The organism is Micromonospora musae, assembly GCF_003626635.1.
Classification (GTDB): domain Bacteria; phylum Actinomycetota; class Actinomycetes; order Mycobacteriales; family Micromonosporaceae; genus Micromonospora; species Micromonospora musae.
Map to the genome: position 1 here is coordinate 302,132 of NZ_RAZT01000006.1, position 24,604 is coordinate 326,735.

Here is a 24,604-nt window from a genome sequence, read left to right on the forward strand (position 1 = left end):
CCCGCAGGACTTGCTCCTCCCGCCGGGCATCGCCCTGCCCCTTCGGCGGCCTCGTCGAGGCGACGCCACCGAGGCAATCAGGACGTCGATCGTCCGCAACCGCCCCTACCATGGCCGGCATGGCTATCGCCCGCTTCCCCAGCATCGTCATCGACTGTCCCGACCCTGGAACGCTCGCCCAGTTCTACGGCGCCATGTTGGATTGGAAGGTCGACGTCTCCTCCGACTGGGCCGACGCCCGCGCGGACTACGGTCAGTGCATCTCGTTCCAGCAGGTGGATGGGTACACGCCACCGATCTGGCCGACCCAGGAACCACCCCAGCAGATGCACCTCGACGTGATCGTCGACGACCTCGATGCCGCCGAGGCGGCAGTGCTCGATCTCGGCGCAACCAAACACCCGCACCAACCCGGTACGACTTTCCGGGTCTTCCTCGACCCCGCAGGTCACCCCTTCTGCCTCTGCACAAGTTGACCAGGCCGGACGATCCCCAATCGTCGCAAGCCCTTCGCGGCTGGGTGTGATGGTCGCTCTCAGCGGCGGCTCAGGAGATGCTCGTCCTCTTCTCGCCGTCGTCCTCGGGCCGGTCAATCATGTACGGATCAAGCACAATGACTGCCATGATGCGGGGGCATGGTCGCTCACTGTGGGTGGTGTCCGGTCCGGTCGTAGGGATGTCGTTGGGTGCCGTCGACTCGGTGGTGAACCATGTGCCGGTCTGGCTTGGCGAAGTCGGCACCGCGCGTGCCGATCGTGGGGGCTGGTCGCAGGTCGCGGAGTTCGCCAGCCTGGTTCTCGACGCTGGATGGGCGTGGGCCGCGACGGCTGTGCTGGTGGGCTGGCTGGTCAGCCGGCACACACACCCCGCTGCGGGGTTGCTGCGCGGCGCGGCAGCCGGAGGCCTGACGTTGGTGTTCGCCACCACCGCCTACTACGGCATGGACGTGCTCTTCGACGGCGGCACGTGGTGGGGCATGGCGACCCGGTACTGGTTACTCGCCAGCGTGGTGCTCGGCCCTGCGCTCGGCGCTACCGGCGCGTTGATCCGGCGACCCGGTCCGGCCGGGACACTGGCCGCCCTACTGATGCCTGCTGGCGCCACACTGCAGATGGTGGTACTGCCTCCACCGTCGGACAGCCTGATGGCTCAGCCGGTGCGGCTGACCGTGTGGGTAGCGGCGGCAGCGGCCACTGTGCTGATCATCCGCGCGAAGGGACGTCGCGTGATCCTGGCGGCATCAGTCAGGCTGCGCTGAGGGGCGATTGGCCGGCCTGCGGCTGGGTCAGACCGGCTTGACCGCGAGCGTCGCAAAGTAGTGCGACATGTATTGAGCGGACGCGTTGGATTGGTGCGGTGCTTCTGCGAAGCCGGTGAGGACGAACCCCGCGGCGAGTTGCCCGCCGATCTGCGCGGTGAGGGTGTGACTGTATTCAAGAGGGGCATCCGCGCCGAACTTCGTGGCGCGTTCCTCGGCGGAGTACTGCGTGACGTCGCTGTAGGGCAGCTTGTGCACGACGACCAGCTCGCCGCGCTCGTCGAGCGCCTCGTGGTCGAAGAGGTACACATCGGGGTTGAGGAAGCCCGCGAGCAGAGTTCCGCCCGGCCGCAGGACGCGGAAGCACTCACGCCACACCGGTGCCAAGTTTGGTACGAACAGGTTCGAGACCGGGTGGAATACGACGTCGAATGTTGCGTCGCCGAAGGCGCTGAGGTCGCGCATGTCGCCGAGGACGGTGCGCAGCTCCAGTCCGTCGCGTGCCGCCACCAGTTGGTCCTGGCCGAGCTGGCGGGGCGAGTTGTCGAACACGGTGACCCGCGCCCCTGCGGCAGCGAGGATCGGACCCTGCTGGCCACCGCCGGAGGCCAGGCACAACACGTCCTTGCCGGTCACGTCCGCCGGCAGCCAGGAGCGGTCGACCGGCTCACGCCCGATGAGAACAACCGACCAGTCGCCCAGGCGGGCGCGTTCGACAGTCTCAGCGCTCACCGGCCTCGACCACTCGTTGCCCTCATGGACATACTTGTCCCAGGCTGCCCGATTATGAGCAACGGGGTCGACAACATCGTCCTGCATGTTCAACTCCCTGCACAGCCAAGCGGACAGCAACGGTTCTGACGGGTCGGCGCCGCTGCGGTAGCCAACACCAATCAGGGTGCGGGCTCAACAAAGTTAGCGGGCGTCGAGGTGTCCACGGGCTCGCCGATTGGCCGCGCAGCGAGTGCGTAAGCGCTGGTTGACGGGGCTGCGGAAGCCGCAGGTGTCGCAGGCGATGATCTTGACGACTCGATTGGTGACTTCGGTGCCGAGGTCGGTGATGCCGCTGTGCAGGAACGCGGGGGTTTCCGGCCACCACGTCTCGACGGTCGTGGCCAGGCGCTGCAGGCACCCCTTCGGGCGGTCAGTCCAGACAGCGGACCCGGACCGCGACGTGCATCGACTGAGCGCCACCAGTGTCCCAATCGATGACCGTCAACTCGGCGCGGTGATGGTCCATGGAAACCGGGTCGTCACCCTTCCCGGCCAGACAGGTCGGATACGTGCCATCCGAGCGAAACGTCCCCGCGACGTCCTGCCAGTTGTCGGTGAGCACCGAGTAGATCATGTCCCCCTCGTTGGGCTTGCGGACGACGCCATCCGTCTCGAACGCGATCAGTCGGGTCTCCGCGTTCGACCACGTGACAGTCCCCGTCAACACCACCGCGGTCGCCGAATGCCGCTCACGCGACAAGCCGATCCGATAACCGCCGAGCCCCGCGATGACTGCGACGATGACTGCGAGCGCCACCGACACCCGTAGACGGCGAATCCTGGCTACAGCCGCACGACGTTCTTCCCCCATGATCGGCACGACAGCAGGGTATGGCAGCGAGGCACGCTCTGCCGCAGCGCCCAACGGGACCAGCCGAGGCGCACACCACTGCCGTGATTCGCCTGGACGGCGATCACATCCGCTCCTCGACAGTTCAGGAGGCCCGCGCGACGCAGGAACCGGCCACCGAGCGTGATAGCCCGGTTGGACGGCACGCACGATCGGCGGCAGATCCGGACGCTGGGGTGCGGGGCTTACGAGCTGAGGTGGTGCTCGGCCTTCGGAGCTGGGGCTAACCGCCCGGGCAGCGGGTATCGCCGCCGCTGTGCTCCTGACATCTCGTCGGCGGCGGAGAGGGAGGCGGGGACGGGGCGAGCTCTCGGTACGCGCCAGCGGCGACCGGAACGGCGACTACGCCGAGACCGAACGCAATCACCAGGTAGACAGCGGCGGTCCGGCGCAGAAGCCCGCCGCGGGCCACGACGGCGATCACCACCGGGCCGGCCACCACCTCCGCGACCAAGAGCAACAGGGCTACGTTCGCCTTACGCGATAGTGCGTCGGCACCACCACCCTGGTTACTGTGCTGGTCCGCCCAGCCCTCGAGGCCGATGCCGAACACCCACCCGAGCAGCACCAGCCCGCCGATGAGCCACGCCACCGTCAGCAGCGCGACCACGGCCGGCGCCCACGGCGCCGCAGATCGACGATCCACGCCCGCACGCTATCCACGACAGACAAGCGAGACGAAGGCGGCAACCGGTCGGCGGCTACTTGTTTCATTGACCTGCGACCGTGGCCCGGCCAGGCTTCGGTCGAGGTGGCGGCACCTCGATGCGGGCCGGCAAGCACTCCTCGCTCTCGCTCATCTGCGTAACGGCGACACCTACACCCGCCTGGCTGCCAGGTTCGAGGTCGGCTTGGCCACTGCCTGGCGGTACGTGCAGGAGGTGATCACCCTGCTCGCGACAGCCGCTGATGACCTGGCCACGGCAATGAAGAAGATCCGTATGCTGGCATACGCGATCATGGACGGCACGCTCATCCCGATCGATCGGATCGCCGACCAGAAGCCCTACTGCTCCGGCAAGCACAAGCGCCACGGCGTGAACGTGCAGGTCATCGCTGACGCGGTGGGTCGGCTCGTCTGGGCCTCCCCAGCACTGCCCGGCTCCGTCCATGACCTGACCGCGGCCCGCACTCACGGCATCATCGATGCCTTGACCAGCGCCGACGTGATGCGCTGCTGCCCACGCCGAGCCACCACGATCGTGCAGGCCATCCTCTTCCTGCACCACGTCGAAGCCAACCGCTACTCGAGGTGAAGTGGCGGAACGTTGAAGGCAACGCGCAGACCCTGGACCTCCTTACTTCCTTAGCGCCGCCCACCGAACTGCCAGTTGTGCACCTCGATGTCGGCGTACCGGTCCGAAGTCAGGATGGCGCGAGCCGTGTCCGGATCAGGCACCTGGACCAGCATCGCGGTACCCAGCCAGGCAGCGCCGTCGTCTGACAGCAGCGGCCCGTACGCGATCAGCTGATCCGAGCCGGGCGGCACGGCCAGATCGGCGGCCTGCCCCGCGCCGAGGGCCAGCACCAGGTAACGGTTACCGCCGGTCGGGCCGCCGGGAAAGTCCCACATGCTGCGTCCCAACGTGTTGCGCCATCGCCGAAGCAGCACGTCGCGATACACGCCGGCCTGGTAGTTGGGCTCGTCGAAGGCGAACGCTCGGGCGGCGGCGGAGCTGGGCAGGTCGACGATGTGCAGGCTGCCCGTGGGCGTCTCGCCGTCGTCGGCGAGGGCCGGCCCGCGGGCGATCATCTCCGTAGCGTACCGGTCCATGTAGGACCAGTGTTCTTCTATCAACTCGTCGCGCAGGGTGACAGAGTCGGGCCGATCACGGTGGAAGCACAGAAACTCCATGCCCCACAGTCTCGACCCATAGCCAACACCAACCGGACGAGGGCACCACCTGGTCACAACACCGGTCGGGATCATCAAATCCCTCGCAGGTTGGAAAAGGCTCACTGATGATCGGGGCTGACGGCAAGACACCGTGCAAGTGAGAGCATCTCAACGATCTGCCGCACCAGCGCTTCACGGAACCCTGTGCCGAGTCCGACAGTTCGCCGCCTTCCTCAGCCCGTAGGTGCTGGTTAGGGTCCCGTTCACGTTTCATCGAAATGATCAACGAGTCCGCAGTCGGCCCGCAGAGCAGAGGACTCCACCCCTATGCCAGAGCAGGACCAGAGCCCATCCCGATTCACCCGCCGACGGATCCTCGGGACCGGGGCCGCAGCCGCCCTCGGTGCCGCGTCGCTGGCGCTGCCGCCGAACGTCCAGAAGGCGCTTGCCACGCCGCCGAAGACCTCCGGTCGTCTCAGCGACATCAAGCACGTCGTGATGTTGATGCAGGAGAACCGCAGCTTCGACCACTACTTCGGCACGATGTCGGGCGTCTGCGGCTTCGACGACCCGAACGCGCTGATCCTGGGGAACGGCCGTTCCGTTTTCCACCAGCCCTGGGATGGTCACCCGGACGGTTACGTACTGCCGTTCCACCTTGACACCAAGAAGCTCGCCGGCCACGCGCTGCCCTCCACCGACCACGGCTGGCAGGGCCAGCACGAGGCGTGGAACGGCGGCAAGATGGACAACTGGATCCCGGCGCATATTCCGCACGACGGCGAGAACGCTCCGTTCACCATGGGCTACCTGACGCGTGAGGACATCCCGTTCCACTACGCACTGGCCGAGTCCTTCACCATCCTGGACCACTACCACTGTTCGGTGATTGGCCCGACCGGCCCGAACCGGCACATGTGGATGTCGGGCACGATCGATGTCGACGGTCTGGCCGGCGGCCCCTCACTGACCACCAGTGGTCCGGCCAACCAGTTCTCCTGGAAGACCTACCCGAAGCGACTCAGCGAAGCCGGCGTGAGCTGGAAGGTCTACCGCCAGCCCGGCGGCCTCACCGGATCGTCCGCGATCAGCAAGTTCACCGACTTCGCCCAGGCCCAGCCCGGCGACGGCTTCTACGAGAACGGCGTGGCGACCCAGCCCCTGGGTCAGTTCGAGTACGACTGCCTGAACGACTCGCTGCCGACGGTCAGCTGGATCCTGCCGCCGTCCGGCTACGACGAGCACCCCTCCACCCCGGGCTCAGCCGCGGCCGGTGCGCAGTTCATCGCGGGCAAGATCGACGCCATCGCGTCGAACCCCGAGGTATGGGCCAAGACCGTCTTCATCCTGTCCTACGACGAGAACGACGGCCTCTTCGACCACGTCGTTCCGCCGACCCCGCCGGCCGGCACCCCGGACGAGTTCGTCTTCAAGACCTCCACCGTCGGTGAGCAGGGCCGGGGATGGCCCAACGGCCTCGGTTTCCGCGTGCCGTGCATCATCGTGTCGCCGTGGACCGCGGGCGGTTACGTCTGCTCCGAGGTCTCCGACCACACCTCGCAGTTGCAGTTCCTGGAGCACATCACCGGGGTTAAGGAGACCAACATCAGCGCATGGCGCCGGGAGACCTGTGGTGACCTGACCGCGGCGTTCCGGTTCAACAAAAAGCGCGCCGAGGCCCCGACGATGCCGGACACCGTGGGCGACTACAACTTCACCCAGTACGCGATCAAGAACCTGCCGATGCCGGAAGGGCCGCCGGCGAAGCAGCAGATGCCCAGGCAGGAGAAGGGCCACCGGCCGCACGTCGGCTGACACCTACCGAGGCTCGTCAAGGGCCCGGCCGGGAAGCACTTCCCGGCCGGGCCTTCACCCTCCACGCGGGCACCCGGTACACCAATCATCCAGACGACCTCGACTTGCCCGGCGCTACCTTCGCGGCGGGAGTGCCGATCGTTGGATGAGCGGATGCCTGGTCCAACCGGAGGGTGCTGACGGGCGTCTCGTCCAATGCGCGTCCAGTTCAGGCGCAAGTGCCGTTGTAGAGAAACGACGAATTCTCCCTCCGGACCCCGCCGGTGTCGTGCGGATGGCCCTCGACCAGGCCGCCGCCGGCCTGCGCGATTAGCTCGATGGCTCCGCGCAGGGCGATCGCCGCCAAGCGGGCCCAGCACCGCCTGGGTTGAGCTCATCCGAGCGCAGCAAGGCACCGCGTCGGACACATCGGGCGAGCGGCGGTGCCGTCGTGGATGCCACGTATCTTCTACGGCTGTGGAGTTGGCGCTGGTGGTGTTGCCCAACGGGCGTGACATCGCACTGACCGAGGTGCATCTGACATCGACGTACGGTGGGCTGCTCGAGGGCTACCCGATGCGGCGACTGAACGACATGATCATGGGCGGGTTGGCGCAGCGAGCGGCGCGTGTCCTGCCCGGTGCACCCGTCCACGTCGTCGACCCTCCACGGACCCGGGAGTCGGACCTGAATGTTGGTTCGCTTCCGTTCGGGCCGGTTGAGTCGCTTCCCGCAGTGATCGTGATGAGGTGGTTCTCGTCGGGGCCCGTCGATGACGGCAAGGATCCCGTACTCCACCGCTCCCGGCTGGTGATCGTGTGGTTGCAGGACCATGTCGCACTGCCGTCCCCCGAAGGAGCGCCGGCTGGCCTCACCGTTGTCGATTGGGAGCGGTGGGCGGAGGACTTCGAGATCTGAAGCCGCCCTGACATCGATCGCCGAGATGGGTGATTCGACGTCGGCGCGCCCACTTCGCGGCAGACCAGGGCGACGGTTCAGCTGGCGATTCGCCCGATCCGCCCCGTACGGCGCGCGAACGGTGCCACGATGCCGACAGGGGCGTGCCCGCGGTGGCCGCCCCAATCGAGAGGGGTCGACGTGAGCACCGTCCCGCCGGGCACGCCCTGCCGGGCCGCCCTGGCCATCCGGGATCTCGCCGACGCGGGCTGCCCGGAGCCGTTCGGCTGGAACCGGGCGGATCACGCCGGAGCAGAGGAAGCGAAGCCGAAGCCATGACGGATATTCCACCGGGGGCACCCGCCTGGGTCGACCTGGTCACCACCGACCTTGACGGCGCGACGCGCTTCTACGCGCCCCTGTTCGGCTGGGCCGTCGCCGAGGCGGACCCGCAGGCCGGGGCTGACGGTCACCTCGTCTTCCACCAGCAGGGCAAACCGGTGGCCGGTGCCGGGCTGCGGGCCGACCCGCAACAACCGCCTGCCTGGCTGCCCTACCTGGCGACCGATGACGTCGAGGGGGTCTGTCGGCGGGTGACCGCCGCCGGCGGCTTCATCTTGACCGAGCCCGTCGACGTCCCCGGCTCCCGGCGGACGGCGCTGTTCGCCGACCCGGCCGGCGCGTCGTTCGGGGTGTGGCAGTCCCTCGGTATGCCGGGGGCCGAGGTGTTCGACGTGCCCGGCTCGCTGACCTGGCCTGAGCTGACCACGCGGGAGTGGGACGGGGCGAAGGAGTTCTACGGGTCGGTGTTCGGGTGGACGGCGGACGACCAACCGATGGGACCGATCACCTACACGACATGGCAGTTGGACGGCCGTCCGGTCGCCGGGATGATGCCGATGTTCGGCGAGGACTGGGGTGATCTTCCGTCGCACTGGATGGTCTACTTCGCGGTCACCGACACCGACAGGGTCGTCGCCGAGGCGATTCGGATGGGCGCGACGGTCGCCGTCCAGCCGACGGACCTGACGCGGGGACGGTTTGCGGTGCTCACCGATCCGCAGGGGGCGTTCTTCTCGGTCCTGGGGACCACCCCGCCCTGACAGTACGCGGCGCCGGCCGTACCGGCATCACCAGCGGCCCGTGGGCGCCGTCGTCACCGGCACGATGGCCCGGCGGGGGCCATGTGCTGAGCATGATGCACCGCTGAGCTCAGTTCACGGGTGGCGCCCAGGTCGGGCGTCTGATCAGGCAGAACGGGTGGCCTGCCGGGTCGGCGTACACGTGATCGCCGGGCAGCCGCCGCGCGCCGAGCGCGAGCGCTGCCTCGCCCGCCGCGGCCTGGTCGTCGACCATCACGTCGAGGTGCATCTGCTGTGGCACTGCCGGGTCCGGCCAGGTCGACGGTGTCAGGTCGTCCGCGCGCTGAAACGCCAGCCCGGATGCCGTCGTGCTGGCTGACACGACGACGAAGTCCGCGTCCACGTAGGTGATCGGGTCGCCGAGGATCGCGCTCCAGAACCGCGCCTCGGCCATCGGGTCCGGGCAGTCGATGATCAGGTGGTGGAGCCGACCGAACGGCAATGCGAACACCTTCTTCATGGCGAGGTCCCGGCAACTGTGGCTCAGGACGTGATCCGGCGGCTGGGATTCAGAGCCACCGCTGCGCCGCCTCCACGCTGTCGCCGCCGGTGGTGTTGAACGCGATGGCGGCCTGGGGTGCATGGCGGCGGATCAGGTTCACGACCTGTTCGAAGAGCGGAAGCAGTTGCTCGGTCTTGCGGATTCCGCCGCCGACGACCACGACATCCCACGGCTGCATGGTCAACGAGGCGACGAGCGTGGACTCGGCCGATTCGCCGAACACGATCAGCGTCATGGCCGCGTCGATGCCGTGCTCACCGAACCGGGTCAGCTCCGCATCGAGGCCGGCACGGAGTGCGTCTGCGTCGACGCCAGGTATCGCGTGGGGGTCGTAACCAACAACAAGTGCGGAAGGCATGCGGTCAACCTACCCAGCCTGCCCGAAGACGATCCGCAGCACGGCCCCGACTAGGGCGTCAGCACGACCCTGCCGAAGACGTCGCCGGCGTCCATCTTCCGGTGCGCCACCACGGCGTGCGTCAGCGGCAGCACCTCGTGCACCACGGTCTGGAGTTCGCCGCGAGCTGCGGCGGCGAACTGCTCGATCCGCACCGCGTGTCGGGCGGGCTGGGTGACCGTCGTGGCGCTGAAGGTGGCGAAGGACATCGACTTCTGGAAGGCGGCCATCAACCGCGTGCCGAAGTCCGCCGGTGGCTGGCCCCCGACCGCGCCGACGACCACGAGCCGGCCGTTGGGGTTGAGCCTGTCGAAGAACGTGGGCATGCTTTGACCTGCCACGACGTCGATGATCACGTCGTAGCCCGCGGGATCGTCCGGTCCTCCTGCGCCGGAGCGGTCCAGCACGTGGGTCGCGCCGAGGTCGCGTAGCCGACGGCCACGTTCCGGCGAGGATGTGGTGACGGCCACGGCACCGGCAGCACCGCGTGCCGCGAGTTGGACCGTCATGATCCCGATGCTGCCGGCCGCGCCACGCACGAGCACGGCCTCTCCTGGGGAGAAGTGGGCTTGGACGAGACCGAAGTGGGCCACGACCCCGGCGCTGCCGAGCGTCACGGCGTCGACGGCGGCAAGACCCGCCGGGAGGGGTACGACCTCCTCGATCGGCGCGGTCGCCTGCTCGGCGTAGCCGCCGGCGCCGGTGAACGCCCACACCCGCTGCCCGAGCCAGCTGGGGTCGACGCCGTCGCCCACCGCGGTCACCGTTCCGGAGACCTCCCCGCCGGGGATATGCCCCTCGCGGTAGCCGTAGGCGGCGAGGGCGCCGCTTCGGATCATGACGTCGACGCCTGCGACTCCGATCGCCTCGACGGCGATCAGCACCTGACCGGGGGCGGGTGCCGGGCTGGGGATGTCGATGACGGCGAGCCCTTCGGGGGGTCCGAACTCCTTGATCGTGACTGCCTTCATGGTTGTTCCTCTTCGTGAGCTTTATCTAGGGCCGCCGGAGGGCGACGCCTGCGTGCGCCGGAACGTTAACGGACGCCGGCGTCCGTTTAGCTATAGTGAGACGGTGGCCGACGATTTGCCTCACAAGCTGCGCTCAGACGCCCTGGACAACCGCGAGCGGATCCTCGAGGCGGCTCGGGCGGTGTTCGCCGCCGAAGGCATGGACGTGCCGATGCGCGAGATCGCCCGGCGCGCCGGCGTCGGCCCCGCCACCCTCTACCGCCGCTTCCCCACCAAGCAGGCGCTGGCCGCCGAGGCCTTCACCGAGCAGATGCAGGCGTGCCGCACCATCGCCGAGGAGGAACTCGCCGACCCGGACCCGTGGCACGGCTTCTGCCGCGTGATCGAGCGGCTCTTCGAGCTACAGGCACGAAACCGTGGCGTCACCACGGCGTTCACCTCGGCTTTTCCTCACGCCATCGACCTCACCGCGGAACGCGAACGCACGCTCCGCTCGCTCGCCGAGCTCACACGCCGCGCCAAGGAGACCGGCCAGTTGCGGTCCGACTTCGTCCTGGACGATCTCATCCTCGTGTTCATGGCGAACAACGGCCTGCACGCCACATCGACAAGCACCCGGGTTGCCGCCTCCCGCCGCTTCGCGGCGCTCGCAATCCGGGCGTTTCGCTCTTGAGTGGCACTCACCGCGAAGCTCGTAGTCCGGCCGGTTCCGCCCAAGCCCACGAAAGCGTCCGTGGGCCGGCTGTCCCCGACACGGGTTCCCGATCAGGTCTGCCAGTTCGTTCCCTCCGTCGTCTCCGACCACGGCAAGAGGACCGCGGCAAACCCGGATGCTGGGGTGCGGGGCTTACGAGCTGAGGTGGTGCTCGGCCTTCGGAGCTGGGGCTAACCGCCCGGGCAGCGGGTATCGCCGCCGCTGTGCTCCTGACATCTCGTCGGCGGCGGAGAGGCGGGCGGGGACGGGGCGAGCTCTCGGTACGCGCCAGCGGCGACCGGAACGGCGACTACGCCGAGACCGAACGCAATCACCAGGTAGACAGCAGCGGTCCGGCGCAGAAGCCCGCCGCGCGCCACGACGGCGATCACCACCGGGCCGGCCACCACCTCCGCGACCAAGAGCAACAGGGCTACGTTCGCCTTACGCGATAGTGCGTCGGCACCACCACCCTGGTTACTGTGCTGGTCCGCCCAGCCCTCGAGGCCGATGCCGAACACCCACCCGAGCAGCACCAGCCCGCCGATGAGCCACGCCACCGTCAGCAGCGCGACCACGGCCGGCGCCCACGGCGCCGCAGATCGACGATCCACGCCCGCACGCTATCCACGACAGACAAGCGAGACGAAGGCGGCAACCGGTCGACGGCAGGTCCATACGCCCACTCGGGGACGGCGAGGCGTCCCACCGGCGCGGTCACCCCGCATCGGCAGTCTCCCCCGCCGTGTCAGGGCTGGATCTGATCCTCGATGGGGCCGCCGGAGACGCCGAGATATGGCGGCTCGCCCGACTTGGGCACGACGACCGGGCCGTTACCGACGAGAGACGCCAGAAGCTCCATGTCCTGCAAGAACCGACGCGTGTTGCAACCGAAAACCCAAGCGGTCGGGGAACTCCCGACAAGAGCAAATGACGACATCGCTGCCGCACCGCGGACGCACCAGCCGATCCAGCAGATCCTGGACCGCCTCGTAGGCATCCTGCATCAGGATCCCTTGAAATGGCCACGGCCGACTCATGCGCATACTCCCTGCGCGCTGTCTCCGCTGATCCGGGTGTCGCCGCATTTGATCATCGCACCCTGCGCCGGCATCGAGGCATCCGCGCATCGACAGTTCAGGATGCCCGCTTGACGCAGGAACCAACCACCGAGCGTGATAGCCCGGTTGGACGGCACGCACGATCGGCGGCAGATCCGGATATTCGCGCTCGGTTGCCGCGGCCGGGCCATCCTGTTGGCCGCCGGGCCGGATCCCTGATGCTGTCTGGATGCTCGCCAGATCGTTATGCCGGTTCGACGGGCAGCCAGAGTTCACAGGTCGCGGTGCTGAAGTCGTCCGTAGCCTCAAGCACTGCGACGATCTCCGGACCTGGCCGCAGGCGCCACGGGTTGGACGGGAACCACGCGGCTGCGGCCGTGGCCCAGGCATTCTGCAGGGTCTGCGGATGCGGCCCCGTGGTCCGGATGACCACCCATCTGCCGGCTGGAACTTCGATGATGTCGAGGCCGCTGGGGACCGGCGTACCCGGGGACACGGCGACCCCGTGAAGGTAGGTCAGCTCGCTGCCCTCGGCGTAGTCGGGGTCAAGGTCGTCGCTGACCGCGAGCAGGCCGGTCGGCTCAGTGTTGCCGAGAGCCTTCAAGCGCAGGTGCTCCTCCATCGGCAGTGTGGTGATGTGCCGCTGAATGTGCGGGTTGATGCCTCGACGGACCAGCCGGACACGGGCCGCGTGCCCCACGAGCCGGATCTCGGGATGGTCGACGATGCGGATGTCCACGTGTTCGCTCCCTCTGACGGACAGACGGAGTGCCGAGAGATCAAGCCTCCGTCCGACGTCAACCTTCGTCGCAGCACACCGGTGGGCACCCGACAGAAGCGGCGCGGAAAATGTCGGGTGATCGAGACCGGTGCCGCCGCACGATGGGGGCATGAATGACACGACCTTGGTAGCCCGCTTTCTTCGCGACGGCTTCGTAAAGCTGGAGGGCGCCGTCGCGCCGCGCGTGGCAGCGGACTGCGCGCGGCTGCTGTGGCGGGAGACGGGCTGCGACCCGGACGATCCAACGACGTGGACGCAGCCCGTGCACTGGGTGCCCGGCATGGCGCAGGGGCCGTTCGCCGCCGCTCCCAACTCCCCGTTCCTCCATCACGCGTACGACCTGCTCGTCGGCGCGGGACGTTGGGAGCCGCGCTACTCGCTGGGCACGTTCCCGCTGCGCTTCCCGCACGAAGAGGAGCCGGACGACGCGGGCTGGCACATCGAGGGCAGCTATCTGCCGGAGGGCGAGAGCTGGTACTTCACCAATGTGCGCTCCCGGGGCCGGGCACTGCTGATGCTGTTCCTGTTCAGTGAGGTCGGTGAGAAGGACGCCCCGACCCGGATCCGGGTCGGCTCACACCTCGACGTGCCGAAGGTGCTGGAGAAGTACGGGGAGGACGGAGCGAGCGGACTGGCCCTTGCACCCGACCTGGTGGCGGCGTCCGAGCACCGGCCCCTCGCCCTCGCCACCGGATCTCCGGGCGACGTCTTCCTTTGCCACCCATTCCTGGTGCACGCGGCGCAACCGCACCACGGAGCGCTGCCTCGCTTCATGGCCCAACCGCCGCTGATGCCAGCCGAACCATACGAACTGGAGCGGGCCGACGGCGCATACTCACCCGTAGAGATCGCGATCCGTCGGGGTCTCGGACAGGACGCCCTCGGTCCGGACGGGGATGGCACCGACCGCGGCCGGGGCGACTTGCTCCGTCGTTCCTGAGCGCCTAGCTAGCCGAAGGTCATGTCGGAAACCTCGGGGAGTCAGGGTGAGGTCCAAGGCGCGGCGCCGGTGAGGTTGCCGTCGCCAGTGGGATGCCGGAAAAAGGCGTGCGTGGCGGATCCCGGCCGGCACCCAGCACAGCGCCCCGAGACCGGTGAAGTGTGGCAGGCAGGGCATGGGCGGGCTACGTGCGACGGAGGCGGGGTTGGCAGTGGTTCTGCGAGTGAGTGGCCGCAATGCGCGGTTCCAGCAATGGAAAGCTCTCCTCGGCAACCGGACCAAGCGGCAGCAACGCGGCGAGTTCCTCGTGCAGGGCGTGCGCCCGATCACCATGGCCGTTGAACACGGCTGGCAAATCCGGGAGCTGCTCTACGACACCAGCGCTCAGCTGTCCGGCTGGGCACGCGAGGCCCTGGACACAGTCCGGGCCGAGAAGTTCGCCGTCTCGCATGAACTGATGCACGAACTGGGAGGTAAGGCAGACACGGTCCCAGAGCTGCTGGCCGTGGTCGCGCTGCCTGAGGACAACCTGCGCCGTATCCCGGTCGGTCCGACCATGCTCACCGTCGTGTTCGATCGGCCCACCAGCCCCGGCAATATCGGGACCCTCGTTCGGTCGGCGGACGCCTTCGGTGCCAGCGGCGTCATCGTCACCGGCCACGCCGCCGACGTATACGACCCGAAGGCGGTCCGGGCGAGCACCGGCTCGCTGTTCGCCTTGCCCGTGGTCCGGGTGCCCTCCCACCAGGCCGTTCTATCCTGGGTCGCCGACGTCCGCGCCGACGGCATTGGCATCGGCATCGTGGGAACCGATGAGCGCGGCATCCTGGACGCCGCCGAGTACGACTTCAAACAACCCAACCTAACGTTGATCGGCAACGAGACCACCGGCCTCAGCTCCGGCTGGCGCGAGGCATGCGACCAGCTCGTCCGGATCCCCATGTTCGGGTCCGCCAGCTCCCTGAACGCGGCGACCGCCGCGACTGTCGTGCTGTACGAATCGGCACGCCAGCGGGCCGCCGCCGCCCGGCGGTAGCGCACTGATCACAGGCGGCCGCTCGGCGGCTATCCGCCACCATCGCGCTGCCTGACCCGCGGCACCCGTCTGCGGACAGGCGCCGCAGCCGGACACCACACGGGCGCGCGCGGACGTCGTCCTCGCCGTGATCGTGCCGGGCGGATCCGGCGACCACCCGAATGCCGGTCATCGCGCCGTACGCGGAGATCGCCGATAGCAGCCGCTCCGCCAGGACCTCCGGCCGCATCGCAACGACTCCCAACCGACTCCAAGGCATGAAACGCTGCGGACTGCGGACGGCACTCGGCCAGCGCGGATCTCGGCATGTCCGGACACTCCGAGGGCTGCTGGGTGGTCACGCTCCACAGCGCGCGGATCGCGGCAGATGAGTGCGCGGCCAGGTACTACTGCATGTGCGCCGTGACCCTCTGGGTATCGCCCGTGGCCCGAGGCGGCTGCGATCTGGAGCGCCGGTCTGACGCTCCCTCATCGGCTCTTGAGGGGTGGGGCTGGGTTGATAGGGTCAGCGGCTGTGGGCAGCGCTGATGACCTCCAACTCGCGTTCGACACCGCGGACCTGGCGGCGGAGCTCGCGCTCGCTCAGTTTGAGTCTGGCGTTTCGGCAACGCTGAAGGCCGACGGCACACCGGTCACCGAAGCCGATCGGGCAGTCGAGCGCTTGCTGCGGGAGACGTTGTCGGAGGCACGCCCCGAAGATGCGTTCCTCGGTGAGGAACTTGGTCAGCTCGGTGAGTCCGATCGGGTCTGGATCCTCGACCCGATCGATGGCACCGGGTTCTTCAGTCGGGGTGATCCGAACTGGCGAATCCACATTGCTCTGGAGATTCGAGGGATCACGCAGGTCGCACTCGTCACCTCTCCTGCGCTGCGGCGCTGTTGGTGGGCGACCCGAGGTGGCGGTGCCTTCGAGTCATCCTGGCCGCGCGAGGAGAGCAAGACGCGCCGCCTCAAGGTCAGTTCGACGTCAACGCTCGCTGACGCCGTGCTCGATGCTCTGGACGACGAGTCCAGAGATCGTCTCCCACCGAGCGCGGCTCGCGCAACGGCGAGCCCCCTACCGCTGATCGAGCTCGTTCGTGGTGAGATCGATGCCTTCTTGGCCGAGCGTTACCACAAGTGGGATCACGCGCCGTGGGTTCTCCTAGTCGAGGAGGCTGGCGGCCGCTTCACCGATCGAACCGGTGGACGTGCGAACGATCAGGGCGGCGGCCTGTACTCGAACGCCATCCTGCACAGTCAGCTGCTGGCTTCGCTGCGCTACCCGGCGCGTCCCTGACCGCCGGACCAAAACTCGAACACGCTCACAACCTCGTCGCCATGCTCGTAGGTCGCCCCGTAGAGGCGGTCGGCGAATCGCTCTGGCGGCACGAGAGCGATCTTCGCAGCACCGCTTAGCCGCAACGCCCGCAATTCGGCATGAGCGCGCGATCAGCGGCTAGAAGCGGAAACCGGGCGGCGCGCCGCGCGGCGGGAGACACCCGCCCCATGACTACTTCCTTGAATCTGCACTCTCAGGCACTACTCCACCGACCCAGCCTCACGGAGGACGCACCGCGGGTGCCCGGCGGTGTGCCTATACACCGTGTGGCAGCTTGACGACCGCGATGACGACTGGGCGGAGATTGAGCCCAGGGGCGGGTTTGCGTCGCGGCTCGCGAGGCAACTCGTCATCGTGTACAGCCGCCACGGCGAGACAATCCTCGACCTGGACGGCGACAACCACCTACACGCGGCGGCCGTAGCGACCGGTCGCTCCTACCTGACCGGCATCGAGGCCACCGGTGTGGTCGGGCTCGACCACAGCGACCAGCCGGTCGGCTTGGTAACCCTGCGGTGGCCACGCACCGCAGATCTGTCCCCCGCTGGATCCGGCGGCGGACGGCTGTTCAGCGCCGGCGGCTGCCGGTGAGCGACGACGCGTGCGTGATCGCCACGATCCGGTCCGGCAGCCCCACCGGGTCCGACCAAGCCGGCGGCGATCATGCGCGCAGTCTGTGCGCCGTCGCTGAAGCCGCCGGGCTCACTCCTGTGCTGCGAATCGTCGCCATCGGTTCTCCCGGCGACGGCGACCGGTTCCGGTACTACGCCACCGAGGCCGAGGCCGAGGCCACCTACGCGGCCACCCAGGCCACCACGGCCCCCGTCCCCCAGGTACTGCGCGTCGACCTCCTGGTCTTCGAGCGACGCGAAAATCGGCGTGACCAGTAACCGTCGCGGCACTGCGTCATCCGGCAGCAGATAACCACCGGCCAGCAACGGGACGCTAGAGTCCAGACATGGGCACCCGGATGCAGTGCCGGTGGCTGCCGGATGATCGCCTTTATCAGCAAGGCTGGCCGCCGAACGCCCGCCCTGGCCTGCCCATAACCACAGCAGGACCGCCGCGGCAAGCCGCAGACCCGGCATGGCTCGGGCGGGGCGCGCGCTTGTGAGCGGAGCCACGGCCCGTAAACTGGACCGGATGGTCCTGTCGTGGCATGGTCGACGGAGCGACCCGGGTTCATCGGGCCAACCACGTATCGCAACTCGATGACGGGGCATGCATCAGCCATCAGTCGCGGAACGGACTGGGGTTGGGCGGGCGTCGAGCGCACCGGGATTGGCGCATATCCGGCAAAACGGCGCGACAGCTCCGACACCAACCAGATGAAACGACCGTGCGGGCCGGAACCGCGTGCACGGCACGGGCCGACAACCGAGCTTCGGCGAAAGCCGAACTCTACGGGAGAAGGAGCAGGAAATGAGCGACGCCAAGCAGTCCGCCGAAGATCTGGCGATCCTCGAACAGCTCAACCTCGACTACATCCACTCGGACGAGACCAGCGACGCCAAGCGCTTCAGTGAGTTCCTCGCCGAGGATTTCATCACGCAGACACCGGGTGTCACCCGCAACCGCGACGAGTACCTCGAGTACATCGCCAAGCCCCGACCCCTCAAGGACATCGTTCTACACGACGTCAAGATCCGCATCCTCGGTGACGTCGCGCTGATCCACGGCCGCGTCACATACACCATGATCGCCGATGGAGTGGAGCAGGAAGCGCTGTACACGGACGTGTACCAGAAGCGCGAGGGCAACTGGCTCTGCGTCGCCGCCTGCGCGATCGCTCCGGGCGCCTGACCCGGCACCATGTCTGATCTTGCTGCCCAAGCACGGTACGAACAGTTCGTCGAGCTCCATCGTGGCCCCGGCACGTTCATCATGCCCAACGCATGGGACGTGCCGTCGGCCCTGCTCTTCAAAGAAGCCGGATTCAAGTCCATCGCGACCTCTTCGGCGGCTTTCGCCGCGACGCTGGGCCTGCTCGACGGTATCCACGCCATCAGTCGCGGCACGCACCTTGACCATGCCGCCCTACTCACGTCCGTGAGTGGCCTGCCGATCAACGGCGACTTCGAGGACGGCTACGGCAAAACTCCCGAAGATGTCGCGGACACTGTCGAAGCTGCCATTACCCGCGGTCTCGCCGGTATCGGAGTTGAGGACACCACCGGTGAGCCCGGCAACCCGATTCGTCACTTCGATGACGCGGTTCGCCGCATCGAGGCCGCCGCCGCCGTAGCGCGTGGACGGATCGTCCTGACAGGCCGTACGGACAACTTCCTGTGGGGGATCTCCGACCTCGATGACACCGTCCGCCGGCTCACGGCCTTCGCGGAAGCAGGAGCCGACGTCCTGTACGCGCCGAACCTGCCGGACGTGGCCTCGATCAGCGCGGTCATCAAGGCTGTCGCGCCGAAGCCGGTCAACGTCCTCGTCAGCCCCAACGACACGGCTACCGTCGCGGAACTCCAGACGATCGGTATCCGCCGAATCAGCCTCGGGGTCGACCCCTACACGCACGCTCTCGGAGCCACCAGGGCGGCTGCGGCGAAGCTCGCGGAGGGAGACCTGACGGCACTCGCCTCGGAGCTCAACTTCGGCCACATCATCGACCTCATCAAGACCTGACACGGCCACGCAACCGGGCAGCCGCGTACTGGTCTCCTGCGGCTGGGCCGGAACGTGCGGTGTCTCGAAAGCCCGCGTGACTCGCGCGGAGTTTTCTCGTGCTTACCGAGCGGAGCCGTGCCAGGAGCATGCGATGACTGAGGAAAACCTATGACCCACACCGAACAGGCGGCGCCGACCCGCCACGCATCGGACGTGCGCGTGGTCACGGCATCGTCGTGCGCTGCGGCAGTCCCGACCGAGCCTGCAGAGGTCCGCGCTGCCACGGAGCCCGGCAGCAGGCGGGGCTGGGCGTCCGTCGGCGCGGTCGCGCTCGGCGCGTTCGTCATCGTCATGACGGAGACGCTTCCGGTGGGGCTGCTGCCGCAGATCGCCGACGGACTGGGTGTCTCGCTCGGCCTCGCAGGGCTGATGGTGCTCGTGCCGGGTTTCAGCGCCGCGGTGTCAGCGCCGCTGTTCTTCCTCGGTTCCGGCCGCTTCAACCGGCGCTCGGTCATCCTTGCCCTGGGTTTGACGGTGCTGGTGTCGAACGCGGTCGTCGCGGTGGCCCCGAACTTCGTCCTGGTACTGATCGCCCGCATGCTTTTCGGCGCCACCCTCGGAGCCTTCTGGACCGTGGTCTCACCGGTCGGCCCCAAGCTGGTAGGCCGGGCCGGCGGCACTCGCGCCATCACCATCATCGCGGCGGGCATCTCGGGTGGGACGGTGGTGGGTCTGCCTGCGGGACAGTTCCTTGGCGATCTCGTCGGCTGGCGTCTCGCTTTCGCCATCGCGGCGGCGGCGACACTTCTTGTCGTGGTGGCGCAGGCAGTGGTGCTGCCGGGCATTCCCGCGGACGGGCGTACGCACCTGCGGGATCTCGTGGGAGTCGTGACGCGGCCGGCGGCCCGGTTCGGGATGGCAGCGGGCGCGGTGGTGTTCATCGGACAGTTCACCGCCTGGACGTACATCACCCCGTTCCTGATGGACCACACACAGCTGTCCAGCGGCGTGATCTCACTGCTCTACGTCATCTACGGCCTCGGTGGCATCGTCGGCTCGATCGTCGCCGGATCGCTGTTCAAGCGCGGAGTGATCGGCAGCTTCGCCGGAGCGGCGACGGTGGTGGCGGCACTACTCATCGGGCTGGTGTACGTGGGCTCCCTGCCCTGGCTGGCCGGCCTGTTGCTCGTGCTGTGGGGCCTGTTCTGGGGAATCGTGAACCCGGGAACGTTGGTCTGGATACTCGACGCGGCCCCGGAGACCCCGGAGGCCGCATCGGCCGTCAATGTGACGAACCTTCAGGTAGCCCTGGCGGCCGGGTCCGGCCTCGGCGCGATCCTCGTCTCGTCGACGACCTTGCAGACGGTGTTCCTCACGGCAGGCTTCACCGTCCTTGCCGCAGCCGTTCTGGCCGCAGTCGCGGCGCGGTTCGTGACCCTCGCCCGCAGGGACTGAGGAGACCGGAACGAGGCAAGAGGTGGTCGCGCACGTGAACGTGCGCACCCAGAGACCTCCAGAAGCGCCGGCATGGTTCAGAACAAGGAGAAGGACGGCTCGATGCAACACGTGACCCTTGCGACCAAGCTGGGCCGCCGGGACAGAACTCCCCACCTTGCCTTCCTATCCGCGGTGGTCGCACTGGTGGCCGTGTTCGCCGCAGTGGGCTCGACGATCCCTCTCTTCAACATCTACCGGGCCGAGGACGGGTTCACCAACGCCGGTATCTCCCTTACCGTCGTCGCCTACTCCGCCGCTACCCTCAGCACCCTGCTCGTGCTGGGACGGCTCTCCAACCATGTGGGCCGACGACCTGCGGCGATCGCCAGCCTCGGCCTGCTCGTACTGGGTTGTCTGCTGCTGTTGAACGTCCACCACATCGGCATCCTCATCGCCGGTCGGCTCCTGATGGGCCTCGGCGCCGGGCTGGCCAGCAGCAGCCTCACCGCCTACATCGTCGACACCGCACCCAGCAGGCCGACGTGGCTGGCCTCCGTCGCTTCCAGCCAGACGGTCATGCTCGGTCTCGCCGTGGGCGCGATCGCCTCCGGTGCCCTGGTCCAGTTCGGCCCCTGGCCACGTGACCTCATCTACCTGGTTGTCATCGGCCTGCTCCTCCTGTCTGCCGTGCTCGTCTTCATCAGCCCGGAGACGGTGGCGCCCTCGCCGGGCGGTTGGCGTTCACTACGCCCCAGCGTTCGGGTGCCGGCCCGCGTCCGGCATCTGCTCCCCGTCGCGGCCGCGGTGCTCCTGGCCACCTGGGCAACCGGGGCCTTCTACCAGGCCTTCGTGCCCGCACTGGTCGAGGATCAACTGCACACCAACAGCCCGCTCATCCTTGGACTGGTATTCGCCGCGTACATGGGCCCCAGCGCTCTGGGCGCCCCCCTCGGCGGCCGGTTCTCCCCGGCGGCGGCTCAACGCATCGGCATGAGCGCCTTCCTGGCCGGATGGATCGGCATCATCACCGCGGTCACCACCAGCGCGCTGCCGTTGTTCATCGCCGCGACCATCGTCGCGGGAACCGCTCAGGGCATCGCCATCAGCTCCGCCACCCGCGGCCTGCTGCACGGCAGCACCCTGCACGACCGGGCACCGATCTTCGCCGTCGTATATCTCCTCAGCTACAGCGGCGCGACCATCCCCAGCCTGATCGCCGCCCAACTCTCCGGCGTCTTCTCGGTGCCGCACATCGCGTTCGGATACGCGGCACTCGCCGTCCTCGCCACCGCGTTCACTCTCATCGCTGCGCGCAACCCGCGGACCGACACGACCAGCCAGCCCAATGAGTGATCTCGACGAAGCCTCACCGTCATCCAGACGTCACTCGACGCCGAGCAGGGAGTGCGGGCCCGCACTCGTCCAAGCCCGTCGTCGCGCGGGATCGCACGCTCGACTTCTTCCTCGCTCCAGACGGGCTCGACGATTGGCGGGATCTCGGGCGAGTCTCACAGCCCTTCGGTGGCTTGGTCTGGGATGGAGTCAACCAGCAGGCACATCCTCGATAATCTGTTAGCGCCATACCGATCCACGGTGCCAACAGCGTGACATCACCCGCAATCTGGGCCAACATTTATCTGCCTTCAAGAGCCCCACGAGTGGGGCAAATCCTTGATGCCCCGGCACGAATGGTTCAACGATTTTTACGTGCCCTTCATCACTGAACAAATGCAGGCCTTGAACGTGGTTGCAACCGCAACCGTTGTGTTAGCGTCGGCGGCGGCTGACGGGCCATTTTGGACACACCTCGGCCAAATCTTCCGTCAGACCCATTCGACAGAAACACAGGAGCTTGTTCATGAGCATCGACCTGAGCGACCTGAACTCCGACCCCCGGTACACCCGGCAGGGCGGAATACACGTACCGGCGAACACCGGCGAAACCAAGTGGTTCTCCGGCGACGTGTACACCGTCCGGTTGGGGGCGGCCGCCACCAACGGAGCCATCGGCATCGTGGAGGCCAGCGTTCCGCCCGGCAGCGGTCCGGTCGCGCACACGCACGCCGATCAGGACGAGACCTTCTATCTCCTCTCCGGGGAGCTGGAGTTCCTGGACGGCGATCGAATTTTCACCGCCAGCGCGGGCGACATCGTGTTCATTCCGCGAACCATCCGCCACCGCTTCAAGAACGTCGGCCTGCACACCGCGAAGATGCTTTTCCTGTACACCCCCGGCGGCGCGGAGAACCTTTTCCTTGAGGGCGGCGACGAGCCCGAGCCGGGTGTGGCTGTTCAGGCCTGGGGGCCGGAGCGATTCGACGAGCGAATCCTGGGGCTGTTCCGTAAGCACGGCGTGGAGGCGCTTCCCGAGGACTGGTGAACCGTCCCGTCGAACAGCTGAAGGCCTCCGGTTGTGGAGTGGAGCTGCCCAGGAACCGCAGGCACGCACACCCCAACCCGTGGTCCGCAAGCTCTGGCCGTCGTCGACGCTGATCGGTCCGGCGGTCGCGCGTAGATGGGCGCAACCAGCCTGATGCCGACCCCTGGGTTCCCTGGCTGTGGTGGCGGTAACTCTCGTGAACCTCTCGCCCAACGAGGCCGTTTCCCGAGCGGTGTGCCTTACACCGCACGTTGCATCTCGGTATGTGGCTTCAGATTCCGATCGGAGAACAGATATGACTGTGGATGAACTGCGTGGCACCGTGATCGGACCGGTGCTGCTACCCGGCGACGACGGCTTCGCCGAGGAGGTCGCCTCGTTCAACTTGATAAATGTGATGGAGCCGGCTCTCGCGGTCGGTGTAACCAGTGCCGCCGATGTGCAGGCCGTCGTCCGCTACGCGGCCCGGAACCAGCTGGCGGTGGCGGTACGGGCCACCGGGCATCAGGTCGTCAAGGACGCGCGGGGCGCGATTTTGATCAACACGTCGCGGATGCAGGGTGTGCTTGTCGACGCCGACAGCCGAAGCGCCCGGGTGGAGGCCGGTGTCGACTGGGCCACGACGATGGCCGAGACAGCCAAGTTCGGGCTTGCGCCGCTGAGCGGGTCCGCAGCAACGGTCAGCGTGATCGGTTATACCCTCGGCGGCGGGCAGGGCCCCGTGCTGGGCCGCTCGCACGGGTACGCCGCGGACCACGTCCGACGCCTGGAGGTGGTGACTGCGGACGGTGAGTTGCGGCAGGTCACCGCAGAGAGCGAGCCGGACCTGTTCTGGGCGCTGCTCGGTGGCAAGGGCAACTTCGGGGTGGTGACCGCGATCGAGTTCGCCCTGTTCCCGGTGACCGAGTTCTACGGCGGCGGACTGCACTTCGCCGGTGAGCGGATGGAAGACGTGCTGCGGGTCTGGCGCACCTGGGCGCCCGAGCTCCCGGAGCAGGCGACCACCTCGGTCGCCGTGCAGCGGCTCCCGCCCCTGCCCGAACTGCCCGAGCCGCTGCGCGGCGCGTTCGTGCTGCACGTCCGGTTCGCGTACCTCGGTACGGCTGAGGAGGGTGAGCGGCTGCTCGCGCCGATCCGCGCGGTTACCAGGCCGCTGGTCGACGGCGTACGGATGCTGCCCTACGCGGACAGCCCACTGATCCACCTGGACCCGCCGACGCCCCTGCCGTACTACGACCGCACGACCACGCTGCGCGAGTTCACCCCCGAGGCGCTCGACGCCCTCCTCGAGTTCGCCGGACCGGCCTCGAACAATCCGCTGGCCAGCATCGAGATCCGGGCCCTCGGCGGCGCCTTCGACCGCGAGCCCACCGTGCCGAACGCGGTGCCCACCCGTGGCGTCCCGTACGTGGTGTTCGCCATCGGGGTGGGCGGGCCCGACCAGGCCGACCTGCTGCGGGGCTGGCTCGAACGCCTCGTCCACACCTTCGAGCCGTGGTCGGTCGACGGCCGCCGGATGGTGAACTTCCTCTCCAAGGACGAGGCCGCTACGCCGGAGCAGGTACGCCTCGCCTACGGCGCGGAGCGCTACGACCGGCTGGCCCGGATCAAGCGCCGCTTCGACCCGGGCAACATGTTCCTGGCCAACCACAACATCCGACCCGCGTAGCACCCGGACGTGGACGCGAGTCTCGACGGGCTACGGAAGCGTGGCCCGTCGAGGCTCAGCGTTGACCCCGGACCGGTGACAGCAGCCGCAGTGCTCGAGCATGCCCCGCGTTCGTCCGCATACCTGCCGATCGTGACGTCCTCGATCGCCGCGCGGTGTCCGCGTACCGGCCAGCTCGGAGTGGCGGCCCTGTCCCAACGAAGGACGTTGCGCCTGCCGCGTTCCGTGGTCATCGACCCTCCCGCGC

Annotated in this window: 28 protein-coding genes and 2 pseudogenes; 19 read left to right on the plus strand and 11 right to left on the minus strand. The window is 67.9% G+C overall.

Going from position 1 to position 24,604, the window contains the following annotated elements:
• Positions 1–119 precede the first annotated feature (119 nt).
• Positions 120–476, plus strand: coding sequence for a VOC family protein (locus tag D7044_RS14085; protein WP_120689263.1), 357 nt, complete (start codon positions 120–122; stop codon positions 474–476).
• A gap of 137 nt (positions 477–613) precedes the next feature.
• Entirely contained in the window at positions 614–1,258 is a 645-nt protein-coding gene (locus D7044_RS14090) for a DUF6518 family protein (RefSeq protein WP_147434664.1), read from the plus strand.
• 27 nt (positions 1,259–1,285) lie between these two features.
• Here the strand turns inward: D7044_RS14090 and D7044_RS14095 are convergent, their stop codons facing one another.
• The 4 genes and pseudogenes from D7044_RS14095 to D7044_RS14105 all read right to left on the minus strand — a co-directional run bounded on the left by D7044_RS14095 (position 1,286) and on the right by D7044_RS14105 (position 3,528).
• Positions 1,286–2,077, minus strand: a complete 792-nt coding sequence (locus D7044_RS14095) for a class I SAM-dependent methyltransferase (protein WP_120689264.1) — start codon at positions 2,075–2,077, stop codon at positions 1,286–1,288.
• Positions 2,078–2,173: 96 nt separating this feature from the next.
• Positions 2,174–2,407 (minus strand): annotated as a pseudogene (locus D7044_RS33620) (ISL3 family transposase); the annotation flags it as partial.
• On the minus strand, positions 2,403–2,843 hold the full coding sequence (locus D7044_RS14100) for a hypothetical protein (RefSeq protein ID WP_120689181.1): 441 nt from the start codon (positions 2,841–2,843) through the stop codon (positions 2,403–2,405). The gene D7044_RS14100 and the pseudogene D7044_RS33620, both read right to left, overlap by 5 nt.
• 262 nt (positions 2,844–3,105) lie before the next feature.
• Entirely contained in the window at positions 3,106–3,528 is a 423-nt protein-coding gene (locus tag D7044_RS14105; protein ID WP_120675379.1) for a DUF6234 family protein, read from the minus strand.
• Between the two features lie 97 nt (positions 3,529–3,625).
• Between D7044_RS14105 and D7044_RS14110 the strand changes: the two are divergent.
• Positions 3,626–4,138: pseudogene (locus D7044_RS14110) on the plus strand (transposase family protein); the annotation flags it as partial.
• 50 nt (positions 4,139–4,188) lie between these two features.
• Here the strand turns inward: D7044_RS14110 and D7044_RS14115 are convergent.
• The gene (locus tag D7044_RS14115) at positions 4,189–4,737 is read right to left on the minus strand and encodes a YciI family protein (protein ID WP_120675391.1); all 549 of its coding nucleotides are present in this window, start codon (positions 4,735–4,737) and stop codon (positions 4,189–4,191) included.
• Positions 4,738–5,046: 309 nt separating this feature from the next.
• On the opposite strand from D7044_RS14115, the gene D7044_RS14120 reads away from it, so the two are divergent.
• The 4 genes from D7044_RS14120 to D7044_RS14130 all read left to right on the plus strand — a co-directional run bounded on the left by D7044_RS14120 (position 5,047) and on the right by D7044_RS14130 (position 8,513).
• The gene (locus tag D7044_RS14120) at positions 5,047–6,534 is read left to right on the plus strand and encodes an alkaline phosphatase family protein (protein ID WP_120675389.1); all 1,488 of its coding nucleotides are present in this window, start codon (positions 5,047–5,049) and stop codon (positions 6,532–6,534) included.
• 456 nt (positions 6,535–6,990) lie between these two features.
• Positions 6,991–7,431 (plus strand): hypothetical protein, encoded by a 441-nt coding sequence (locus D7044_RS14125; protein ID WP_120689183.1) that lies wholly within the window; start codon positions 6,991–6,993, stop codon positions 7,429–7,431.
• 180 nt (positions 7,432–7,611) lie between these two features.
• Complete coding sequence (locus D7044_RS32370) at positions 7,612–7,749, plus strand: hypothetical protein (RefSeq protein WP_158609308.1); 138 nt, start codon at positions 7,612–7,614, stop codon at positions 7,747–7,749.
• Positions 7,746–8,513 carry a VOC family protein gene (locus D7044_RS14130; protein ID WP_120675385.1) on the plus strand — a complete coding sequence of 256 codons (768 nt, stop codon included), beginning with the start codon at positions 7,746–7,748 and terminating at the stop codon, positions 8,511–8,513. The genes D7044_RS32370 and D7044_RS14130 overlap by 4 nt, the downstream gene beginning before the upstream one ends.
• 109 nt (positions 8,514–8,622) lie before the next feature.
• Here D7044_RS14130 and D7044_RS14135 read toward each other — a convergent pair whose 3' ends face one another.
• Genes D7044_RS14135 through D7044_RS14145 form a run of 3 tightly spaced genes read right to left on the minus strand, consistent with a single transcriptional unit; the run spans position 8,623 to position 10,422 of the window.
• On the minus strand, positions 8,623–9,012 hold the full coding sequence (locus D7044_RS14135) for a VOC family protein (RefSeq protein WP_199716619.1): 390 nt from the start codon (positions 9,010–9,012) through the stop codon (positions 8,623–8,625).
• A 49-nt stretch (positions 9,013–9,061) separates the two neighbouring features.
• The gene (locus D7044_RS14140; protein ID WP_120675383.1) at positions 9,062–9,412 is read right to left on the minus strand and encodes a hypothetical protein; all 351 of its coding nucleotides are present in this window, start codon (positions 9,410–9,412) and stop codon (positions 9,062–9,064) included.
• Between the two features lie 50 nt (positions 9,413–9,462).
• Positions 9,463–10,422: a zinc-dependent alcohol dehydrogenase family protein gene (locus tag D7044_RS14145; protein WP_120689184.1), complete on the minus strand. Its 960-nt coding sequence runs from the start codon at positions 10,420–10,422 to the stop codon at positions 9,463–9,465.
• A gap of 103 nt (positions 10,423–10,525) precedes the next feature.
• On the opposite strand from D7044_RS14145, the gene D7044_RS14150 reads away from it, so the two are divergent.
• Positions 10,526–11,095 (plus strand): TetR/AcrR family transcriptional regulator, encoded by a 570-nt coding sequence (locus D7044_RS14150; protein WP_233564982.1) that lies wholly within the window; start codon positions 10,526–10,528, stop codon positions 11,093–11,095.
• Between the two features lie 212 nt (positions 11,096–11,307).
• Here D7044_RS14150 and D7044_RS14155 read toward each other — a convergent pair whose 3' ends face one another.
• The 3 genes from D7044_RS14155 to D7044_RS14165 all read right to left on the minus strand — a co-directional run bounded on the left by D7044_RS14155 (position 11,308) and on the right by D7044_RS14165 (position 12,916).
• Positions 11,308–11,730, minus strand: coding sequence for a hypothetical protein (locus D7044_RS14155; RefSeq protein WP_120689186.1), 423 nt, complete (start codon positions 11,728–11,730; stop codon positions 11,308–11,310).
• Positions 11,731–11,864: 134 nt separating this feature from the next.
• Positions 11,865–12,116 carry a YrhB domain-containing protein gene (locus D7044_RS33280; RefSeq protein WP_120689187.1) on the minus strand — a complete coding sequence of 84 codons (252 nt, stop codon included), beginning with the start codon at positions 12,114–12,116 and terminating at the stop codon, positions 11,865–11,867.
• A 305-nt stretch (positions 12,117–12,421) separates the two neighbouring features.
• Positions 12,422–12,916, minus strand: a complete 495-nt coding sequence (locus D7044_RS14165; RefSeq protein WP_233564983.1) for a GyrI-like domain-containing protein — start codon at positions 12,914–12,916, stop codon at positions 12,422–12,424.
• Between the two features lie 151 nt (positions 12,917–13,067).
• On the opposite strand from D7044_RS14165, the gene D7044_RS14170 reads away from it, so the two are divergent.
• From D7044_RS14170 to D7044_RS14220, 11 genes are all read left to right on the plus strand, one after another.
• Complete coding sequence (locus D7044_RS14170; protein ID WP_120689189.1) at positions 13,068–13,898, plus strand: phytanoyl-CoA dioxygenase family protein; 831 nt, start codon at positions 13,068–13,070, stop codon at positions 13,896–13,898.
• 205 nt (positions 13,899–14,103) lie between these two features.
• A complete protein-coding gene (locus D7044_RS14175) occupies positions 14,104–14,934 on the plus strand; it encodes a TrmH family RNA methyltransferase (RefSeq protein ID WP_120676636.1) in 831 nt (276 codons plus the stop codon).
• Positions 14,935–15,448: 514 nt separating this feature from the next.
• Positions 15,449–16,213, plus strand: a complete 765-nt coding sequence (locus D7044_RS14180) for an inositol monophosphatase family protein (RefSeq protein ID WP_158609999.1) — start codon at positions 15,449–15,451, stop codon at positions 16,211–16,213.
• 306 nt (positions 16,214–16,519) lie between these two features.
• Positions 16,520–16,846, plus strand: coding sequence for a hypothetical protein (locus D7044_RS14185; protein WP_147434665.1), 327 nt, complete (start codon positions 16,520–16,522; stop codon positions 16,844–16,846).
• Entirely contained in the window at positions 16,843–17,145 is a 303-nt protein-coding gene (locus D7044_RS14190) for a hypothetical protein (RefSeq protein ID WP_120689192.1), read from the plus strand. Before D7044_RS14185 ends, D7044_RS14190 begins: the two co-directional genes overlap by 4 nt.
• A 532-nt stretch (positions 17,146–17,677) precedes the next feature.
• The gene (locus D7044_RS14195; protein ID WP_120681094.1) at positions 17,678–18,058 is read left to right on the plus strand and encodes a nuclear transport factor 2 family protein; all 381 of its coding nucleotides are present in this window, start codon (positions 17,678–17,680) and stop codon (positions 18,056–18,058) included.
• 9 nt (positions 18,059–18,067) lie between these two features.
• Positions 18,068–18,889, plus strand: coding sequence for an isocitrate lyase/PEP mutase family protein (locus D7044_RS14200; protein ID WP_120689193.1), 822 nt, complete (start codon positions 18,068–18,070; stop codon positions 18,887–18,889).
• A 150-nt stretch (positions 18,890–19,039) separates the two neighbouring features.
• The gene (locus D7044_RS14205) at positions 19,040–20,326 is read left to right on the plus strand and encodes an MFS transporter (RefSeq protein WP_120689194.1); all 1,287 of its coding nucleotides are present in this window, start codon (positions 19,040–19,042) and stop codon (positions 20,324–20,326) included.
• Between the two features lie 72 nt (positions 20,327–20,398).
• The gene (locus D7044_RS14210; RefSeq protein ID WP_233564984.1) at positions 20,399–21,661 is read left to right on the plus strand and encodes an MFS transporter; all 1,263 of its coding nucleotides are present in this window, start codon (positions 20,399–20,401) and stop codon (positions 21,659–21,661) included.
• A 505-nt stretch (positions 21,662–22,166) separates the two neighbouring features.
• Positions 22,167–22,688, plus strand: a complete 522-nt coding sequence (locus tag D7044_RS14215; RefSeq protein WP_120681088.1) for a cupin domain-containing protein — start codon at positions 22,167–22,169, stop codon at positions 22,686–22,688.
• 295 nt (positions 22,689–22,983) lie between these two features.
• Positions 22,984–24,357 (plus strand): FAD-binding oxidoreductase, encoded by a 1,374-nt coding sequence (locus D7044_RS14220; RefSeq protein WP_120681086.1) that lies wholly within the window; start codon positions 22,984–22,986, stop codon positions 24,355–24,357.
• Positions 24,358–24,604 lie beyond the last annotated feature (247 nt).

What these genes read in the sequence shown, in the direction of transcription:
- D7044_RS14130 (WP_120675385.1), top strand. Translation starts at nt 7,746, where the DNA reads ATGACGGATATTCCACCGGGGGCACCCGCCTGGGTCGACCTGGTCACC.
- D7044_RS14200 (WP_120689193.1), top strand. Translation starts at nt 18,068, where the DNA reads ATGTCTGATCTTGCTGCCCAAGCACGGTACGAACAGTTCGTCGAGCTC.
- D7044_RS14170 (WP_120689189.1), top strand. Translation starts at nt 13,068, where the DNA reads ATGAATGACACGACCTTGGTAGCCCGCTTTCTTCGCGACGGCTTCGTA.
- D7044_RS14215 (WP_120681088.1), top strand. Translation starts at nt 22,167, where the DNA reads ATGAGCATCGACCTGAGCGACCTGAACTCCGACCCCCGGTACACCCGG.
- D7044_RS14085 (WP_120689263.1), top strand. Translation starts at nt 120, where the DNA reads ATGGCTATCGCCCGCTTCCCCAGCATCGTCATCGACTGTCCCGACCCT.
- D7044_RS14220 (WP_120681086.1), top strand. Translation starts at nt 22,984, where the DNA reads ATGACTGTGGATGAACTGCGTGGCACCGTGATCGGACCGGTGCTGCTA.
- D7044_RS14115 (WP_120675391.1), bottom strand. Translation starts at nt 4,737, where the DNA reads ATGGAGTTTCTGTGCTTCCACCGTGATCGGCCCGACTCTGTCACCCTG.
- D7044_RS14210 (WP_233564984.1), top strand. Translation starts at nt 20,399, where the DNA reads ATGGTTCAGAACAAGGAGAAGGACGGCTCGATGCAACACGTGACCCTT.
- D7044_RS14120 (WP_120675389.1), top strand. Translation starts at nt 5,047, where the DNA reads ATGCCAGAGCAGGACCAGAGCCCATCCCGATTCACCCGCCGACGGATC.
- D7044_RS14140 (WP_120675383.1), bottom strand. Translation starts at nt 9,412, where the DNA reads ATGCCTTCCGCACTTGTTGTTGGTTACGACCCCCACGCGATACCTGGC.
- D7044_RS14135 (WP_199716619.1), bottom strand. Translation starts at nt 9,012, where the DNA reads ATGAAGAAGGTGTTCGCATTGCCGTTCGGTCGGCTCCACCACCTGATC.
- D7044_RS14100 (WP_120689181.1), bottom strand. Translation starts at nt 2,843, where the DNA reads ATGGGGGAAGAACGTCGTGCGGCTGTAGCCAGGATTCGCCGTCTACGG.
- D7044_RS14195 (WP_120681094.1), top strand. Translation starts at nt 17,678, where the DNA reads ATGAGCGACGCCAAGCAGTCCGCCGAAGATCTGGCGATCCTCGAACAG.
- D7044_RS14145 (WP_120689184.1), bottom strand. Translation starts at nt 10,422, where the DNA reads ATGAAGGCAGTCACGATCAAGGAGTTCGGACCCCCCGAAGGGCTCGCC.
- D7044_RS14205 (WP_120689194.1), top strand. Translation starts at nt 19,040, where the DNA reads ATGACCCACACCGAACAGGCGGCGCCGACCCGCCACGCATCGGACGTG.
- D7044_RS14090 (WP_147434664.1), top strand. Translation starts at nt 614, where the DNA reads ATGACTGCCATGATGCGGGGGCATGGTCGCTCACTGTGGGTGGTGTCC.
- D7044_RS33280 (WP_120689187.1), bottom strand. Translation starts at nt 12,116, where the DNA reads ATGCCTACGAGGCGGTCCAGGATCTGCTGGATCGGCTGGTGCGTCCGC.
- D7044_RS14095 (WP_120689264.1), bottom strand. Translation starts at nt 2,077, where the DNA reads ATGCAGGACGATGTTGTCGACCCCGTTGCTCATAATCGGGCAGCCTGG.